General features: G+C 73.4%; 18 protein-coding genes and 1 tRNA gene. 11 read left to right on the forward strand and 8 right to left on the reverse strand.

Going from position 1 to position 15,193, the window contains the following annotated elements; translation table 11 throughout:
• Positions 1–35: 35 nt before the first annotated feature.
• Both DLJ47_RS01675 and DLJ47_RS01685 read left to right on the forward strand, forming a co-directional pair.
• Positions 36–109: transfer RNA gene (locus DLJ47_RS01675), tRNA-Thr, on the forward strand.
• Positions 110–436: 327 nt separating this feature from the next.
• On the forward strand, positions 437–1,378 hold the full coding sequence (locus DLJ47_RS01685; protein WP_109898340.1) for an aminoglycoside phosphotransferase family protein: 942 nt from the start codon (positions 437–439) through the stop codon (positions 1,376–1,378).
• A 43-nt stretch (positions 1,379–1,421) separates the two neighbouring features.
• Here the strand turns inward: DLJ47_RS01685 and DLJ47_RS35300 are convergent, their stop codons facing one another.
• Entirely contained in the window at positions 1,422–1,664 is a 243-nt protein-coding gene (locus DLJ47_RS35300; RefSeq protein ID WP_146227994.1) for a hypothetical protein, read from the reverse strand.
• 198 nt (positions 1,665–1,862) lie between these two features.
• On the opposite strand from DLJ47_RS35300, the gene DLJ47_RS01690 reads away from it, so the two are divergent.
• A complete protein-coding gene (locus tag DLJ47_RS01690) occupies positions 1,863–2,216 on the forward strand; it encodes a VOC family protein (protein WP_109898341.1) in 354 nt (117 codons plus the stop codon).
• Between the two features lie 102 nt (positions 2,217–2,318).
• Here the strand turns inward: DLJ47_RS01690 and DLJ47_RS01695 are convergent, their stop codons facing one another.
• Positions 2,319–3,446 (reverse strand): DUF3466 family protein, encoded by a 1,128-nt coding sequence (locus DLJ47_RS01695; protein WP_109898342.1) that lies wholly within the window; start codon positions 3,444–3,446, stop codon positions 2,319–2,321.
• A gap of 138 nt (positions 3,447–3,584) precedes the next feature.
• Here DLJ47_RS01695 and DLJ47_RS37430 point away from each other — a divergent pair, with 138 nt between their 5' ends.
• The 3 genes from DLJ47_RS37430 to DLJ47_RS01705 all read left to right on the forward strand — a co-directional run bounded on the left by DLJ47_RS37430 (position 3,585) and on the right by DLJ47_RS01705 (position 4,949).
• Complete coding sequence (locus DLJ47_RS37430) at positions 3,585–3,710, forward strand: hypothetical protein (RefSeq protein WP_255562255.1); 126 nt, start codon at positions 3,585–3,587, stop codon at positions 3,708–3,710.
• Positions 3,711–3,741: 31 nt separating this feature from the next.
• Complete coding sequence (locus tag DLJ47_RS01700; RefSeq protein ID WP_109898343.1) at positions 3,742–4,125, forward strand: VOC family protein; 384 nt, start codon at positions 3,742–3,744, stop codon at positions 4,123–4,125.
• Between the two features lie 149 nt (positions 4,126–4,274).
• Positions 4,275–4,949, forward strand: coding sequence for an MOSC domain-containing protein (locus DLJ47_RS01705; RefSeq protein WP_109898344.1), 675 nt, complete (start codon positions 4,275–4,277; stop codon positions 4,947–4,949).
• 87 nt (positions 4,950–5,036) lie between these two features.
• On the opposite strand, the gene DLJ47_RS01710 is transcribed toward DLJ47_RS01705, so the two are convergent.
• A complete protein-coding gene (locus DLJ47_RS01710; protein WP_146227995.1) occupies positions 5,037–5,444 on the reverse strand; it encodes a hypothetical protein in 408 nt (135 codons plus the stop codon).
• Between the two features lie 259 nt (positions 5,445–5,703).
• Between DLJ47_RS01710 and DLJ47_RS01715 the strand changes: the two genes are divergently transcribed.
• Positions 5,704–6,309 carry a hypothetical protein gene (locus DLJ47_RS01715; protein ID WP_109898346.1) on the forward strand — a complete coding sequence of 202 codons (606 nt, stop codon included), beginning with the start codon at positions 5,704–5,706 and terminating at the stop codon, positions 6,307–6,309.
• A gap of 41 nt (positions 6,310–6,350) precedes the next feature.
• Here DLJ47_RS01715 and DLJ47_RS01720 read toward each other — a convergent pair whose 3' ends face one another.
• The 3 genes from DLJ47_RS01720 to DLJ47_RS01730 form a co-directional block, all read right to left on the reverse strand.
• A complete protein-coding gene (locus DLJ47_RS01720; RefSeq protein ID WP_109898347.1) occupies positions 6,351–7,646 on the reverse strand; it encodes an MFS transporter in 1,296 nt (431 codons plus the stop codon).
• On the reverse strand, positions 7,643–8,401 hold the full coding sequence (locus DLJ47_RS01725; RefSeq protein ID WP_109898348.1) for a winged helix-turn-helix domain-containing protein: 759 nt from the start codon (positions 8,399–8,401) through the stop codon (positions 7,643–7,645). The genes DLJ47_RS01720 and DLJ47_RS01725 overlap by 4 nt, the downstream gene beginning before the upstream one ends.
• A 124-nt stretch (positions 8,402–8,525) precedes the next feature.
• Positions 8,526–9,143 carry a pyridoxamine 5'-phosphate oxidase family protein gene (locus DLJ47_RS01730; RefSeq protein WP_109898349.1) on the reverse strand — a complete coding sequence of 206 codons (618 nt, stop codon included), beginning with the start codon at positions 9,141–9,143 and terminating at the stop codon, positions 8,526–8,528.
• Positions 9,144–9,292: 149 nt separating this feature from the next.
• On the opposite strand from DLJ47_RS01730, the gene DLJ47_RS01735 reads away from it, so the two are divergent.
• From DLJ47_RS01735 to DLJ47_RS01745, 3 genes are all read left to right on the forward strand, one after another.
• Positions 9,293–9,796 carry a DUF2231 domain-containing protein gene (locus DLJ47_RS01735; protein WP_109898350.1) on the forward strand — a complete coding sequence of 168 codons (504 nt, stop codon included), beginning with the start codon at positions 9,293–9,295 and terminating at the stop codon, positions 9,794–9,796.
• A 156-nt stretch (positions 9,797–9,952) separates the two neighbouring features.
• Positions 9,953–10,489, forward strand: a complete 537-nt coding sequence (locus tag DLJ47_RS01740; protein ID WP_109898351.1) for an Hsp20/alpha crystallin family protein — start codon at positions 9,953–9,955, stop codon at positions 10,487–10,489.
• 10 nt (positions 10,490–10,499) lie between these two features.
• Positions 10,500–11,621, forward strand: coding sequence for a glycosyltransferase family 9 protein (locus tag DLJ47_RS01745; protein WP_109898352.1), 1,122 nt, complete (start codon positions 10,500–10,502; stop codon positions 11,619–11,621).
• Between the two features lie 18 nt (positions 11,622–11,639).
• Here DLJ47_RS01745 and DLJ47_RS01750 read toward each other — a convergent pair whose 3' ends face one another.
• Positions 11,640–12,518 (reverse strand): glycosyltransferase family 2 protein, encoded by an 879-nt coding sequence (locus tag DLJ47_RS01750; protein WP_109898353.1) that lies wholly within the window; start codon positions 12,516–12,518, stop codon positions 11,640–11,642.
• Positions 12,515–14,332 (reverse strand): D-glycero-beta-D-manno-heptose 1-phosphate adenylyltransferase, encoded by a 1,818-nt coding sequence (gene rfaE2, locus DLJ47_RS01755; protein ID WP_109898354.1) that lies wholly within the window; start codon positions 14,330–14,332, stop codon positions 12,515–12,517. The genes DLJ47_RS01750 and rfaE2 overlap by 4 nt, the downstream gene beginning before the upstream one ends.
• Positions 14,333–14,531: 199 nt before the next feature.
• Between rfaE2 and DLJ47_RS01760 the strand changes: the two genes are divergently transcribed.
• Positions 14,532–15,071: a type 1 glutamine amidotransferase domain-containing protein gene (locus tag DLJ47_RS01760; protein WP_109898355.1), complete on the forward strand. Its 540-nt coding sequence runs from the start codon at positions 14,532–14,534 to the stop codon at positions 15,069–15,071.
• The last annotated feature ends 122 nt before the right edge of the window (positions 15,072–15,193 follow it).

The raw sequence follows: 15,193 nt of genomic DNA on the forward strand, positions 1-15,193 counted from the left end.
GGGGCGGGTCGGGTGCCGTACACTTGACGATCGTTGCCGCCTTAGCTCAGTCGGCTAGAGCGACGCACTCGTAATGCGTAGGTCGACGGTTCGATTCCGTCAGGCGGCTCGGCACAGAAGCCCAGGTCAACGGCCTGGGCTTCGCCGTTTCCCAAGGTCGACAACCTCGCCGCCGACCCTGCCGGTCCGCAAATGGTCCGCATTCCGCGCCGCGACCGCCTCGTCCAGCCGGGTGGCAACCGCGTCCGGGTCGTCACCGAACAGCTCCGCGTCCACGTCCAACGTCATCGACGCCGAGGCGTGCCCGTCCGGGTCCGCGGCGAGAAGCTGGACGTCGTCTCGACCGGGCGCTGGCGGCTGGTCGGGCAATCACGGTGCCGAGCCTGCCGCGCGAAAATCGGAGGACACCCGCGGTCGCCGACGGGAGGATGGCGGCATGACGATGCACGCCGACCAGCTCCACGTCGACGCGCAGACCGTCCGCCGGCTGGTCGAGGTGCAGTTCCCTCAGTGGCGCGGACTGCCGGTCACCGAGCTGCGTACGCCCGGGACCGTGAACGCCATCTTCCGGATCGGCGACGACCTGGCCGCCCGCTTCCCGCTGGTCGGTCACGACCCGGCGCAGGCCCGCGCGTCGCTGGTAGCCGAGGCCGAGGCCACGCGTGAACTGGCCGACGTCGCCACCGTGCCCACCCCGGAGCCGGTGGCGATCGGGGAGCCGGGCGCGGGCTATCCGCTGCCGTGGAGCGTCCAGACCTGGCTGTCCGGCCACGACGCGACGGTCGAGGACCCCGCAGGGTCGAACGCGTTCGCTCATGACCTGGCCGAGCTGATCGCCGGGATGCGCGCCGCCGACACCCGTGGGCGACGCTTCGACGGCGTCGGCCGCGGCGGGCACCTCCCGGACCACGACGAGTGGCTCGAGACATGCTTCCGGCAGAGCGAGGACCTGCTGGACGTACCCCTCCTGCGGCGGATCTGGGCGGAGCTTCGGACGCTGCCCGAGGTCGACGAGGACGCGATGTGCCACCGCGACCTCATTCCGCCCAACGTCCTCGTCGAAGACGGCCGTCTCGTCGGCGTCCTGGACGGCGGCGGCTTCGGCCCGGCAGACCCGGCGCTCGACCTCGTGGCGGCCTGGCACCTCCTCGACGAGCCCCAGCGCGGCATCCTCCGCCGCGAGCTCGGATGCGGCGACGTCCAGTGGCGGCGTGGGATGGCTTGGGCGTTCCAGCAGGCGATGGGGTTGGTCTGGTACTACCTCGACTCCAACCCGACGATGAGCCGGTGGGGCAGGCGCACCCTGGACCGCATCGTCGATGCCTGGGCCGCCCGAGCGAGGACGATTCCCCTCCTGGAGCCTGACCGGGTTCGGTGAGTGTGAACGCACTCATGTGGAGGGGCAAGCGCGGGAGTTCAGGTCACGCTGTGCGCTGACGTGCTCCGCGGGCGACTCGGACAGCGAGCCCGATGCCGCTGGCCAAGAGGCTCAGACCGAACAAGGCGATGACGATCTCATAGGCCCGAGAAGCATCGCCGAGAGGCGGCCCATCCGGCGGCGAACCATCCCAAGCGTTCCAGGCGCCGTAGACGAACAGCACACCGACAACTGCCAACGCGAGCGCCACGAGCAGAGATGCGGCCCGCCCGATCCACCTCAACATCGCAGCAGTATCGCAGCAACGGCTGCCGCCAGCGGGGGTGACGCGGTCGGTGCCGACTGCGGTGCAGGGGAATGCCCGGTCCGAACCAGATCCCGGGAATCACGACAGCGTCAGCCCCCGGGCGACCCTACTCGCCACGTGACCTGACGGAGACCGGAGCCCTGGTCAACGAAGCCGCCGCGCGGCAGCATGGCCCGCATGACCATCAAGCGCACGATGCCCGACCTTGCGACCGAGGACATCGCGAAGGCCACCGCCTTCTACGTCGAGGTACTCGGCTTCGAGGTCGTCATGGACATGGGCTGGATCGTCACCCTGAGCGATCGCGCCAACCCGGGGGCCCAGCTGAGTCTCATGACCCACGACGCCACCGCACCGGTCGTCCCGGACGTGTCCGTGGAGGTCGACGATGTCGATGCCGCGCATCGGGCCGCCCAGGAGGCCGGCGCTGAGATCGTGCACCCACTCACCGACGAACCCTGGGGAGTGCGGCGCTTCTTCATGCGTGACCCCAACGGCAGGGTCATCAACGTCCTCGCCCACCGGGGCTGATCACCGCCGAGCGGTGGTCACCGTCTCCAGGACGAGCCCGGCCACGGTGAGTGCCGGCACCGCCTGATCCGGAAAGAACGGCGGGTACCCCGGAGCGGGACGTCAGCTGGACCCGGTCGGCACCAGCAGGTAGGCCCGTCGGGCTCGGTCACCGCCCGCGTCGCAGGCGACGGGACAGGCGAAGCCGACGATGAGCCCGTCGTCGTTGATGTCCTCCGCGGACCGCAGGGTCACCGTCGGGGGCAGATCCCGGACCCGCTCGTTCAAGTCGACCATCCGGCCGTCCTGCCACAGGAACGCGCGCTCGGTGTAAAACCCGTCGTTCGAGGTCCGGGCGATGCCCACGACCTGTCTGGCGTCGTTGACCGCCCGCGCTTCCGAGTAGTTGCCCCCGAGGGTGCCGAGGTCGCGAATGGTGCCGGCGGTCCAGAGGGTCGCGTGCATCTCGCTCTGGGTGTTCTGGGAGATGCCGACCACATCGCCGACGTCGTTGAGGTCCCGGGCGTACGTCGACTCGGTGCTGCCGCCGAGGGTGCCGAGATCCTGCAACGCGCCGCCTTCCCAGAGGAACGCGTGCAGGGCGCCGCTCGGCGTGATCGCACCGCCGACCACCTGCCCGGCGTCGTTGACGGCGTAGGCGATGCTGTCCGTGCCCCACGACCGGGCCTGGCCACCCAACGTGCCCAGGTCGAGGATCGTGCCGTCGCGCCAGACGACCGCCCGCTTGGGCGAGCCCTGCCGCTCGATCCGGGTGCCGACCACGGTGCCGCTGTCGTTGATGTCGTTCGCACTGCTGCCGCTGCCCGGGCCGTAGCCGGTGCCAAGGTCGGTCAGAACGCCGTCGGCGTACCGGAAGGCGTGCGGCGGATCCGTCGCGTTGACATGGGTCGAGCCGACGACCACACCCAGGTTGTTGACGCCGGCGGCGCTACTGGCGCTGTACGTGCCGGTGTTGATCGTGCCAAGGTCGGTCATCGCTCCGGCGGTCCACGCGAACGCGTGGAAGTTGTAGATGCCGTCGATCGTGGAGACTCCCACCACGGTGCCGGCGGCGTTGAGCGCGTACGCGTCACTCATCGGCGGTTCCCCGGTGCTCGGAACGCCGATCGTGCCCAGGTCGATGTAGGTGTAGGTGGGCAGGGCGCTGGTCGCCGCCGCGACGCCGGGCGTGGTCGCCACGCCGGCGACCACCGCGGTCAGACAGGCCAGGACTCGTTGTGGTCGACTCATCGACAGCCCCCTCGTGACGTACTGCGGATGGCTAGATGATCCGGTCGGGAGCCGCCCGGAAACCCTTACGTGCTGGTTACCTCACCGGCCGTGACGTGATCCGGGGTGCCCTGGCATGCGTCGGACGGCGTGACGGCGGTGTCTTCCGGTCCGTCGGAGGTCGGGCGTACTCTGCTCCAGATCGTCGTCGCGGCACTCGTCGTCCTGCTGCTGGTGCCCGCGTCGTCCCGGCGGTGGTTCGATGACCTGCCGGTGGGCGAGTAGCAGCGCCGGTTCGTCGACGAGGAGGCGTCCGATGTTCCGCACCCCTCAGGTGATCCTGTTCAGCGAGGACGTCCCGCGCGCCGCGGCGTTCTACTCGCGTCTCGGGTTCACCGAGACCTTCCGGGTGCCGACCGAGGGCGAGCCGATCCACGTCGACCTGGTGCTCGACGGTTACAAGATCGGTATCGCCTCGGTCGCGTCCACCCGGAACGACCACGGCCTGGACCCGGTGCCCGAGGGGCAGCGGGCGGCGGTGGTCCTGTGGACCGACGACACCGCCGCCGCGTACGCGGAACTGACCGCCAGCGGCGCTCCGGCCCTGGCCGCCCCGCACACCTGGCTCGATCGGCTCTTGATCGCCTGGACCGCCGACCCGGACGGCAACCCGATCCAGCTCGTCCAGCACCTCCGGTAGCCGGCCGCCCGGCCCGGCCCGCGCCGGGTGCGCCGACGCCAACCGGCCGCCCCGCCCGCGCCGGGTGCGCCCATTTCCGGCGGGCAGTCGCGGCCGTCGGCTTGGCTACGATCGACGACGGCACGTCCAGCACGATCGATGGGGGCCGGATGCGGGTCGATCAACTGTGGCGGTATCCGGTGAAGTCGGTGGGCGGCGAGCCCCTCACCACCGCCGCCATCGGCGCATACGGGATCGACGGCGACCGGGTGGTCGCCGTGCACGACGAGCGGGACGAGGTCACCTGGGCCGGTGCGATCCCGGGGCTCATGCGGGTGCGGGCCGTCGCGGTGGGCGCGGACGTGGCCGATCTGGTGCTGCCGGACGGCGAGCGGTTCCGCTCGGACGCGCCCGACGCCGACACCCGGCTCAGCGCCGCGGTCAACGCCAAGGTCACCCTGACCGGGCACCGACCGGACAAGCCGGACGCCGCGCTGCACGTCCTGACCACCACCGCGCTGCGCAGCCTCGACCGGGCGTTGCCGCAGAGCGCGATCGACGCCACCAGGTTCCGGCCCAACCTGGTGCTGGACGGCGTGCCCGGGACCGGTTTCCCCGAGCACGACTGGCTCGGCCGCCGGATGGCGATCGGCGAGCTGCGACTGCGTTTCACCGAGGGCTGCGACCGGTGCGTGATGATCACGAAGGAGACCCCGACCGTCCCGCACGACCGCGCGGTGCTGCGCTGGGTCGCCCGCGAACTCGGCAACACCCTCGGCGTGTACGCCGCCGTCGAGTCACCCGGTCTCGTTCGCGTCGGCGACGAGGCCCGCTGGCTCGACTGAACGTGGGGACGGTCCGCACCGGGTCACGCCCGGCGGTCGAGCACGGACGGCGGCCCGACCGGGACCGGCCGCCCGTGCGGCGGCGGGTCAGCAGTCGTAGTTGTGCTCCCGCAGCAACTGTCGCACCTTGTCGGGACCGGGGCTGTTGCCTCCCCACCCCTCGACGTCGGCGTCGTTGACCTCCTCGATGTTCCAGTGGTCGCCGCGCAAGGAGTCCGAGTTGTACGCCGGGTGTCGCAGCGTGACCTCGCAGCTCGTCGGGTCCGCGTCGGTGTTCACGGTCCAGGTGAAGACGTAGGCGACGGTGCTCTTGCGCTTCCGGTTCTTCCGCATGGAGGTCTTCGTCTCGGGGGAGACCCGCACCGAGTCGAACCCGGCCTTGGTCAGCTTGTTTGCATAGTCCTTTCCGGCGTCACCGTCGCTGCCACAACCGGCGAGGGCCACCAGGGCCACCGCGACCGGCACCGCCACCGGGACGTACTTCCTGCTTCTCACACGGCCTCCTGCGTCGCTCCTGCGAGGGGTCCGCGGGATGGGCCGACCGAGTGCCCCCGACCGCGGCGCCATCAAGGTAGAAGGCCCCGGCAACCGGCACGGTCACCGGCACCGCCGAGGGGCCGGTGGCGATGCGGTGCGGCTGCCCGGGTAGCCGCTGCCGCTCGAGGTCAGCGCCATCGCTCGTGCTGAACGGCCTGTATCGTGGCCGGCCGCGGCCCTATCCTTCCCGCATGCCGACGACCGTCCTCGCGTCCCGATGACCGCCGCCCGACGCCGGCGGCGGGCCGCCGCAGCCGCCACCGGTCTGCTCCTGCTGCCCGCCCTGGTCGGCTGCTTCGACCAGCGGCGGCAGGGCGAGTCGTCCGTCAGCCCCACCGGAACCAGGTCGCCGTCGTCCACCCCGACCGTCGCGCTCGTCGCCACCGCGACCCCAACGCCGCCGTCCACATCGGCCAGTCCCACCCGGGTGGTGATCTATCCGCCACCGGTGATCCGGGCTCTCACCGCGTCTCCGGACCGGGTGGATCCGCTCGGCTGCAAACCGCCCGATCCGCCGGAGCGGCCCGAGGTGATCGTGCGGGTGGACGCGCCGGGCCTGGATGTGGCCGCCAGTGTCGTCACCCTCAGCTACTGGGTCAGCGGCTCGGAATACCGGGGCGAGGTGCGGATGAGGTACGACCGGGCTCGCAAGGCGTTCGTCCACCGGTTGCCGCCGGTGACCGGGGCGGCGTTCGGGCCGACGGCGCACGGCATCACCCTGTACGCCGCTGCCGGGCACCCGGCCGTCCAATCGGGTTCGGCGCCGCCGCCGACGAGGGGCTGGATCGCCCTCAAGGGCCGGTGTTTCTCGGTGCGGAACTGACGTCCGGGCCCGTCGAGGTTCGGGACGCCGCGCCCCGGCGGTCAGGTCGCCTGCTCGGGCAGGTCGTGTAGCCGGCGGATGGGGGAGAAGAGCACCCAGAGCACCCCGGTCAGCGCGCCGGCCGTGGCGATCCAGAGCGCCTCGCGTACCCCGAGGACGGTGCCGAGCGCGCCGCCGAGCAGCGCGCCGATCGGCCGGATGCCGTAGTTGACGGTCCGCCGGGCCCCGGTCACCCGGGCCAGCATCGCGTCCGGGGTGAGCGCGGTCTGCACCGAGCCGGAGACGATGTCGAGCAGCATCACCCCGACGGCACAGAGGAACTCCGCGGCGAAGAGCATGCCGAGCACCAGCGGCGTGGGGCCGCCGGCGAGCGGCACGAGCAGCAGCGGCGCGGGAAAGAGCACGAAGCCGGTCACCAGCGTCGGCCCGATGCCGAAGCGCCGGGTCAACCGTCCGGTGACCGCCGCCCCGCACAGCCCGCCGACCGCGCCCGCGCCGAGCACCAGGCCGAGCATGCCCGGCGACAGGCCCAGCTGCCGGGTGGCGTAGAGCACGAACAGCGCGGCGAACATGAAGTTGAACAGGTTGACGGTGGTGGTGCCGAGCAGGATCGCGCGCATCATCGGCACCCGGGCGAGAAACCCCAGCCCGGCGCCGATCCCCAGGCCGCCGCCGCGCGCCGGCGCCGGCTCCGTCGGCCGGATCCGCCCCAGGAAGTACGCGGACACGAGGTACGACAGCGCGTCGGCGAGCAGGGCGATCGGCGCGGTGAGCACCTGCACCAGCACGCCGCCGATGCTCGGCCCGGCGACCAGGGACATCGCCCGGCTGCCGTTGATCAGCGTGTTCGCGTCGACGTAGTCGCGTCGCTGCACCAGCGACACGAAGAGCGGCCCGCGGGCCACCTCGAAGAGCACGGCGAGCGTGCCGACGCCGAAGGCGACGAGGTAGAGCAGCGGCAGGGCGAGCAGGTCGAGCAGGTACGCCACCGGCACGGTGGCGAGCAGCAGCGCCCGGCCGAGGTCGGTGAGGATCATGACCCGCCGCTTGTGCGGGTAGCGGTCGACCCAGGCGCCGGCGAGCAGCGAGAAGAGCAGGTTCGGGGCGAGCAGGGCGGCGGTGAGGTAGCCCATCTCGGCGGGCCCGGCGCCGGTGCCGAGCACGGCCAGCAGCGGCAGCGCCAGGGTGGAGATCTCGTCCCCGAAGTACGACACGGTCTGCGCCGACCAGTAGCGGCGGAACGCCCGCTCGCGCAGCAGCCGGGGCAGGCGGGGCAGCCTGCTACGCCGGGCCGGGTCGGCGGGCGGGGCCGCGACCGGGGCGCCGGTGCCGCTCATCGCGGGCCGCTCTCGTCGCTCCGGTCGGTGGGGGTGGCGGTCGGCTCCGGCTCGACGGCCGCGCTTGGCTTCGGTTTCGGTGCGGTGGCGGCCCGCGTCCGGGCCGGCTCGGTGCGCGGCTCCGGCCTCGGCCCGGCGGCGGCGGACGCCGGTGTCGGCTCGGCGGGCGTCGGCTCCGGCTCGGCCGGGGCCGGGTCGGGCAGCAGCGCGAGCTGGATCAGGCTGACCTTGCGGCTGCCGGCGGGCCGCCGGCCCGGATCGGTGATCCGGTCCTCGTACTCGGCGAGCAGGTCGTCGATCCGGCGGGTCAGCTCGCCCAGCTCGTCGGGGGTGAGGTGCAGCGTCATGTCGCTGAACCCGGTGACCGCCCGCCATTGCGTCGGCTCGTCCGCCCGCCGGGCGAGGAACTCCTCGGCGCGCCGGGTGTACTGGGCCAGCTGCGTGGCCGTCAGTTGGTCGGTGGCGGCGCGCAGCACCGGGTCGTCGGAGGCGTCGTCCCACGAGGTGACCTGTGCGGTGGCCCGCCACGGGCGCTCTCGGGCGTCGGCGCCGGGGACCCGCTCGGCGAGCCCGTACTTGGCCAGCTGGCGCAGGTGGAACGAGCAGCTCGGCACGCTCTCGCCGAGCCGGGCGGCGGCCTGGGTGGCGGTCATCGGGCCGTGCTGACGGAGCAGGCCGACGAGGGTCATCCGCAGCGGGTGGGCGTACCCGCGCAGGGCTGTCGGATCGGTGAGCTTCACCCGGGGCAGCGACATATGCTAAAGCTATCTTTATAAAGATGTCTTTAGCAAACGCGTCAGCGGAACCGACAAGCGGCGAAGCGACGGAGAGCGGCGGCGCCGGCCGCACCCGGGACGGCGCGGCCGGCGCGTCGCCGGATCAGGCGTAGATGGTCTTGACGTAGTCCGGGCCGTAGTGGCGTTCCAGGTCGGCGAGGTCCGCGGCCGGGTACTCCACCTCCTTGACCAGCCGGGCCCGGGACGGCAGCGCCTCCGGCTGCCAGGTCTCCGGCCGCCACAGCTCGGAGCGGAGGAACGCCTTCGCGCAGTGGTAGAAGATCTGCTCGATCTCCACCACCACGGCGAGCACCGGCCGGTGCCCCTTGACCACCATGTCGTCGAACCAGGGCGCTTCCCGCACCAGCCGGGCCCGGCCGTTGATCCGCAGCGTGTCGGTCCGGCCGGGAATCAGGAAGATCAGCCCGACGTGCGGGTTCGCCAGGATGTTGCGGTAGCCGTCCGCCCGCCGGTTGCCCGGCCGCTCCGGGATGGCGATGGTCCGGTCGTCCAGGACCAGGGCGAACCCGGGCGGATCGCCCTTCGGCGAGACGTCGCAGCTGCCGTCCGCGCCGGCCGTGGCCACGAGGCAGAACGGTGCGGCCGCCAACCACTGCCGGTCGCGTTCGTGCAGGCTGGTCCGCTCCTTGCCCTCCGCCCGCGCGGTCGGTGTGCCGAGCAGCTCGCGCAGCTCCTCCGCCGAAGTGATCTCCACCAGCACGTCGCCTCCCCGTCGTCGACCCCCGTGGCGGCCCGTTTCCCGGACGCGCCGTCGGTTACAGCCTAGGCAGCGGCTCGGCGCGAGGTTTGCCCCGAGGTGTCGGGGGTACCGCCTCACCACACCCGCCAGCGGACAGTGGAGGCCCGGAGATGGAGAGCCGACTCAAGGTGCTGGGCCACCCCGTGCACCCGATGCTGGTCATGTTCCCGGTCGCCCTGCTGGTCACCGCGGTCCTCTTCGACGTGGTCGACACCGTCGGCGGCCCGGACTTCCTCGGCGAGGTGGCGTACTGGAACATCGCCGTCGGGTTGATCGGTGGCCTGCTCGCCGCGGCGGCCGGCACGTTCGACCTGCTGGCGATCCCGACCGGCACCCGGGCCAAGCGGGTGGCGCTCACCCACGCCGCCGCCAACGTCGCGGTGATCCTGCTCTTCGCCGCGATCTGGGTGGTCCGACTCAACGCCGACTCCCGGGCCGCCGGTGGCGCGCTGATCGCGATCGAGGTGGTCGCCGTGGCGATCCTCGGCATCAGCGCCTGGCTCGGTGGCGAACTGGTCGACCGGCTCGGCGTCGGCGTCGACCGGGACGCCGACCTGAACGCGCCCAGCTCGCTGCGGTCCCCGGCGTCCACCCGGGTCGGCGAGGCGCGATGAGCGGGCACGACGGACGGATCAGCAGGCACGGCGCGGCCGGTCGGCCGGCCGTGGCCGACCGAGGGGAGGCGTCGGCATGAGCGAGCGTGCGCGAGCGAATCATCGGTGCAGCGTGGTGGTGCCTCATGGCGGCACGGAGCGAAGCGGAGCGCTGGCATGAGCGAGCAGGGTGGCGGGTTCGGCCGCGGCTGGCGGGGACGGCAGCAGGGCTGGGACCCAATGGGCGAGCTGCAGTCGCTCCGCACCGAGCTGCGGCGACTGGTCGGCGGTCGGTCCGGCCCGCCGGAGGTCGAGCTGGCCGAGACCGACGACGGCTGGGAGGTCGTCGTGCGGCTGCCCGGGGTGGCGCCGGAGGAGGTGGCCGTGGAGCTGGACGACCGGGAGCTCTGCGTCCGCGCCCGCACCGAGGCCGAGGTGAACGCCGACCACGGCATCCCCGGCGGCTTCGAGACCCGGGGCTTCGAGTACCGCGTCGACCTGCCCTCCCGGGTGGACCCCGACGCCATCGACGCGGTGATGGACCACGGCCTGCTGCGGGTGCGGCTGCCCCGGGCCGCCCGGCCCGCGCCGCGCACCATCACCGTCGGCCGCACCGGCTTCCGCGCCGACAGCGAGGGTACGCCGATCGACCCGGCCGCGGACCGGGAGCTGCACCGCCCGGACACCGCCGCCGGCGGGCTCGACCGGCCGTAACGGGGGCCGCGTGGTCACCCCGGCCCTGCTCGGCCCGCCCGCCGAGCCCGTGCCCGACGTCGAGCGGATCGCCGTGCTGCGGGCCAACGCGCTCGGCGACTTCCTCTTCGTGCTGCCGGCGCTGGACGCGTTGCGGTCCGCGTACCCGGAGGCGGAGATCGTGCTGCTCGGCGCGCCGTGGCACGCGAAGCTCTGGCGCGACCGCCCCGGCCCGGTGGACCGGGTGCTGGTGGTGCCCCCGGCCCCCGGGATCCGCGATCCGGAGCCGGGGGAGCCGGCGTCCGGGCTGGACGACTTCCTGGCCGCGGCCCGCAAGGAACGCTTCGACCTGGCGTTGCAGGTGCACGGCGGCGGCGCCAACTCCAACCCGCTGGTCAGCCAGCTCGGCGCCCGGGTCACCGCCGGGCTGCGGACCGAGGGGGCGGCGCCGCTGGACCGCTGGATCCGGTACGTCTACTACCAGCACGAGGTGATCCGCTACCTGGAGGTGGCGGCGCTGGTCGGCGCCCCGGCCACCACCATCGTGCCCACCCTGGCCGTCACCGACGCCGACCGGGCCGAGGCGGCCGAGGTGCTCGGCCCGCCGGCGCGGCCCCGGGTGGCGCTGCACCCGGGTGCCACCGACACCCGCCGGCGCTGGCCGGCCGAGCGGTTCGCCGAGGTCGCCCGGGAACTGGTCGGTGACGGGTACGAGGTGCTGGTCACCGGGACCGCCGCCGAGCAGGGCGTGGTGGACCGGGTGGTGGCGGCGGCCGGGGTGCCGCTGCGACCGCAGGTCGGCACGCTCAGCCTGGGCGGGCTGGCCGGCTGCTACGCCGGCTGCGAGCTGGTCGTCTCGAACGACACCGGGCCGGTGCACCTGGCCGCCGCGGTGGGCACCGCGACGGTCGGCATCTTCTGGGTCGGCAACCTGATCAACGTGGCGAACCCGCTGCGCGGCCGGCACCGGCCGATCAGTTCCTGGACGGTGCACTGCCCGGTCTGCGGGGTGGACTGCACGCCCGGCATCTACCCGCACCGGCCCGGCGACGGCGAGTGCCCGCACCGGGACTCGTTCGTCACCGACGTGCCGACCGTCGAGGTGCTGGAGGCCGCCCGCGAGCTGCTGCGCCCGGAACCCGGCGCGCCCTGACCCGCCGGTGCCCTGTGGTCAGGCCGGCTGGGCGGCGTCGGTCTCGGCGAGGACGACCTCCCACGCCTCCACGTCCCGCTCGGTGACCGTGGTGGGCGACTCCAGGTGGTACGCCCCGCTGGGCAGGACGCCCGCGCCGCCGTACCGGGCCAGCACGGCGAGCTGCGCCGCGACGTCCTCGCCCTGGTGCTTCTCCTGCACCCGCCGCCAGAAGTCGAAGCCGCCCGAGTCGATCAGCTTCGCCCGGTCGTAGAGCACGCAACCGCCAATCCAGGAGACCTTGTACGCCCGCCACGCCCCCGGCGGCAGGTCCAGCTTGCCGGTGACGTGCAGCAGGTTCGCCGCCGGGTGGATCTGCGCCCGGTCCCACTCCGGGGTGCCGGGACGGATCCGCTCCGGGGTGGGCGGGCCGATCCACTCCTCGTAGTGCCGGTGCGTCTCCGGCCGGACGTCGTCGAGGTAGGAGAGGCCGTGCACCGCGTTGCCGACGAAACCGCAGCCCAGCTCGCCGATCGCGGTGACCAGCCGGTGCAGGGTGCCCGGCTCCAGCCAGACGTCGTCGTCGAGGCAGAGCACGTACCGGGCGGCCGAGGCGGACAGCAGGTAGGCCCGGTGCTCGGCCAGCCCGCGCCGGGGCAGCCGGCGGGTCAGCAGCACCGGGTGACCCCGGTGCCGCAGCACCCGGACCATGGTGGCCGCCGCCGGGTGGGTGAACGCGGGACCGTCGTCGGACTGGTCGCTGACCACCACCCCGAACCGCGGCACGCCCTCCTGGGCGGCCAGCCCGGAGAGGGTGACCGCCAGCTCGGCCGGCCGGTTGCGGGTCGGGATCAGCACGTCGAGCACGCGGTCCGCGCGGAACCCGTCGGCCGAGCCCGGGTCGAGCGGCCGGTTCACGACCGCTTGCTCGTCAGCGACGAGTCGGTCTCGCGGTCCTGGCTGTGCGCCCGGATCCGGTCGATGATCGCCGAGGTGGACCGGTCCGGCACGTAGCCGAGGGTGCGGACCTGACCGCCGAGCCGCCGCACCAGCGGGGCCTCCGGCACCAGCTCCGGCGGGTAGTCGCCGCCCTTGACGTAGACGTCCGGGCGGACCGACTCGATCAGCGACGCCGGGGAGTCCTCCTCGAAGACCACCACATGGTCCACGCAGGACAGCGCGGCGAGCAGCGCGATCCGGTCCGCCACCGGGTTCACCGGCCGGTCCGCGCCCTTGAGCCGGCGTACGCTGCCGTCGGAGTTGACCGCCACCACCAGCAGGTCGCCGAGCGCCCGGGCCTGCTCCAGGTAGCGCACGTGGCCGCGGTGCAGCACGTCGAAGCAGCCGTTGGTGAACACGATCGAGCGGCCGGCGGCGCGGTGCTCCTCGGCGATGGTGGTCAGCTCGTCGGCGCCGACCAGTGCCGGGTGCCCGGTGTCGGCCGGCACGTCGAGCGCGTTGAGCAGGTCCTCCCGGCGGCACACGCAGGTGCCGGTGTCCGAGACGGTGATGGTGGCGGCGAGCTGGGCCAGTTGGGCGGCGGTCGACAGCGGCGCGTCGGCGGCCAGGGCGAGCGTCATCGCGGCCAGGTACGCGTCCCCCGCGCCGACCGCGTGGCTGGCCGGCACCGGGGTGCTGTGGCTGCGCCGGGGTTCGCCGTCGGCGCCGCCGACCACCGCCCCCTCGGTGTCCAGGGTCACCGCCACCACGTCCGCGCCGGTGTGCGCGCGCAGCTCGGCCAGCCGCGACTCGGCCAGCACCGCCCGGTCGACTCCCTCGCCGGCCGTGGCGTTCACGGTCACCCCGGTGCCGGTCACGCTGAGCCCGTCCCCGGTCATCGCCACCCGGCCCTCGCCGGGCGTCGGCTCACCGGTCGGCCCCACCCCGGCGGCCAGGCCGACCGCCTCGTCCGGGCGGTCCGGTACCGGGCTGTCGGGCAGGCCGGCGCCGCCGGGCGCGGCGCCGACGGTCAGCTCGGAGGGGCCCTCCGCCGGGTCGCCGTCCGGGTGGTCCAGGTGCAGCGCGGTGCCGCGGGACCGGGCGCCGGCGGCCCGGGCGAGCAGCCGGGTGGCCTCGGCGAAACTCGGCGTCACCACGGTCGGCGCGAGGCCCCGCCAGTCGGCGAGGTCGTGCGCGTCCAGCGCCACGGTGGCGTACCGGTCCCGGTTGGCGACCAGCCAGGCGCGTACCGGGGCGGGCAGCGCGCCCAGCGCGTAGTCGCAGACCACCAGGGTGGGCGCCGCGCCGCCGGCGGCCGCGCGCAGCTCCTCGGTGGCGCAGTCCAGCGCGGTGAGCAGCCGGGCCACCCCGTCGTCGGTGAGCGGGTCGTCCGGGTCGCCGGAGTCCTCCCGCAGCAGGATCTGGTTGCCGGCCAGCATCCGCCGCTTCACCGGCGTGGGCCGGCCCGGCTGGTTGACCGTACGGTCCCAGACGCCGGCCCGGTCGAGACAGTCGTGCAGTTCGTCGCCGGCGACGTCGGCGCCGATCGGGGCGACCAGCACGGCCCGGCCGCCGAGTGCGGCGATGTTCACCGCGGTGTTCGCGGCTCCGCCGGCCGCGGAGATCCGCCGGCGCAGGGTGAGGACCGGGGCGGGCGCCTCCCGGCAGAGCCGGTCGGACTCGGCGAACCGCCATTCGTCGAGCATGGCGTCGCCGATCACCAGGACGGGACGACCCGACCAGCTCTCCACGACGGTGGCGAGCCGGCGCTGTTCCGCTGCTGCTCCTGCCATGCCCTTCGGGGTCCCCCCGGTCCGGCGGGTCAAACCTGCGGGTGCCCCGGGCCGCGCGCCGCACCGGCGCGGCTCGGCCGATCGACGGCCGTGAGCGGCGCGGGTGACCGCGAACTCACCGGCCGACGGTGGGTCGACGGTTTCGGGCACCTGGGTGCGGGAAGGGATTTCGGGTACCCCGGAAAGGAGAAGTACCCAGATGGCAGCGACGAATCTTCAGGGCAAGCGGATCGCCTTCCTGGCCGCCGACGGCGTGGAGGAGGTCGAGTACGTCCAGCCCCGCGAGGCGGTCGAGCGGGCCGGCGCGACGGTCGAGCTGGTCTCGCTGAAGCCCGGCTCGATCCAGTCCTTCAACCACCTCGACCAGTCGAAGACGTACGACATCGACGTGGCCGCGGCCGACGCGGACGCCGGCGGGTACGACGGGCTGGTGCTGCCCGGCGGTGTGGCGAACCCGGACTTCCTGCGGACCGATCCGGACGCTGTGCGGTTCGTGCAGGCGTTCTTCGAGGCCGGCAAGCCGGTGGCGGTGATCTGCCACGGGCCGTGGACGCTGATCGAGGCGGACGTGGTGCGCGGCCGCCGGATTACCTCCTGGCCCAGCCTCCGCACCGACCTGACCAACGCCGGCGCCACCTGGGTCGACGAGCCCGTCGTGACGGATGGCAACCTCACCAGCAGCCGCAAACCCGCCGACCTCCCCGCCTTCTGCACCACCCTCCTCACCCAGTTCGCCTGACCCACCCACCGGCCCGTTGATCATGAAGTGGTTCACCCGACACGCCGACAGGGGCGACAACAACTTCATGATCGACGGGGAAGTGGCCAGTGCGGGGCATGTTCTGCGGGGGGTGGGAAAGG

The organism is Micromonospora sp. S4605 (assembly GCF_003176715.1).
Taxonomy (GTDB): Bacteria; Actinomycetota; Actinomycetes; order Mycobacteriales; family Micromonosporaceae; genus Micromonospora; species Micromonospora echinaurantiaca.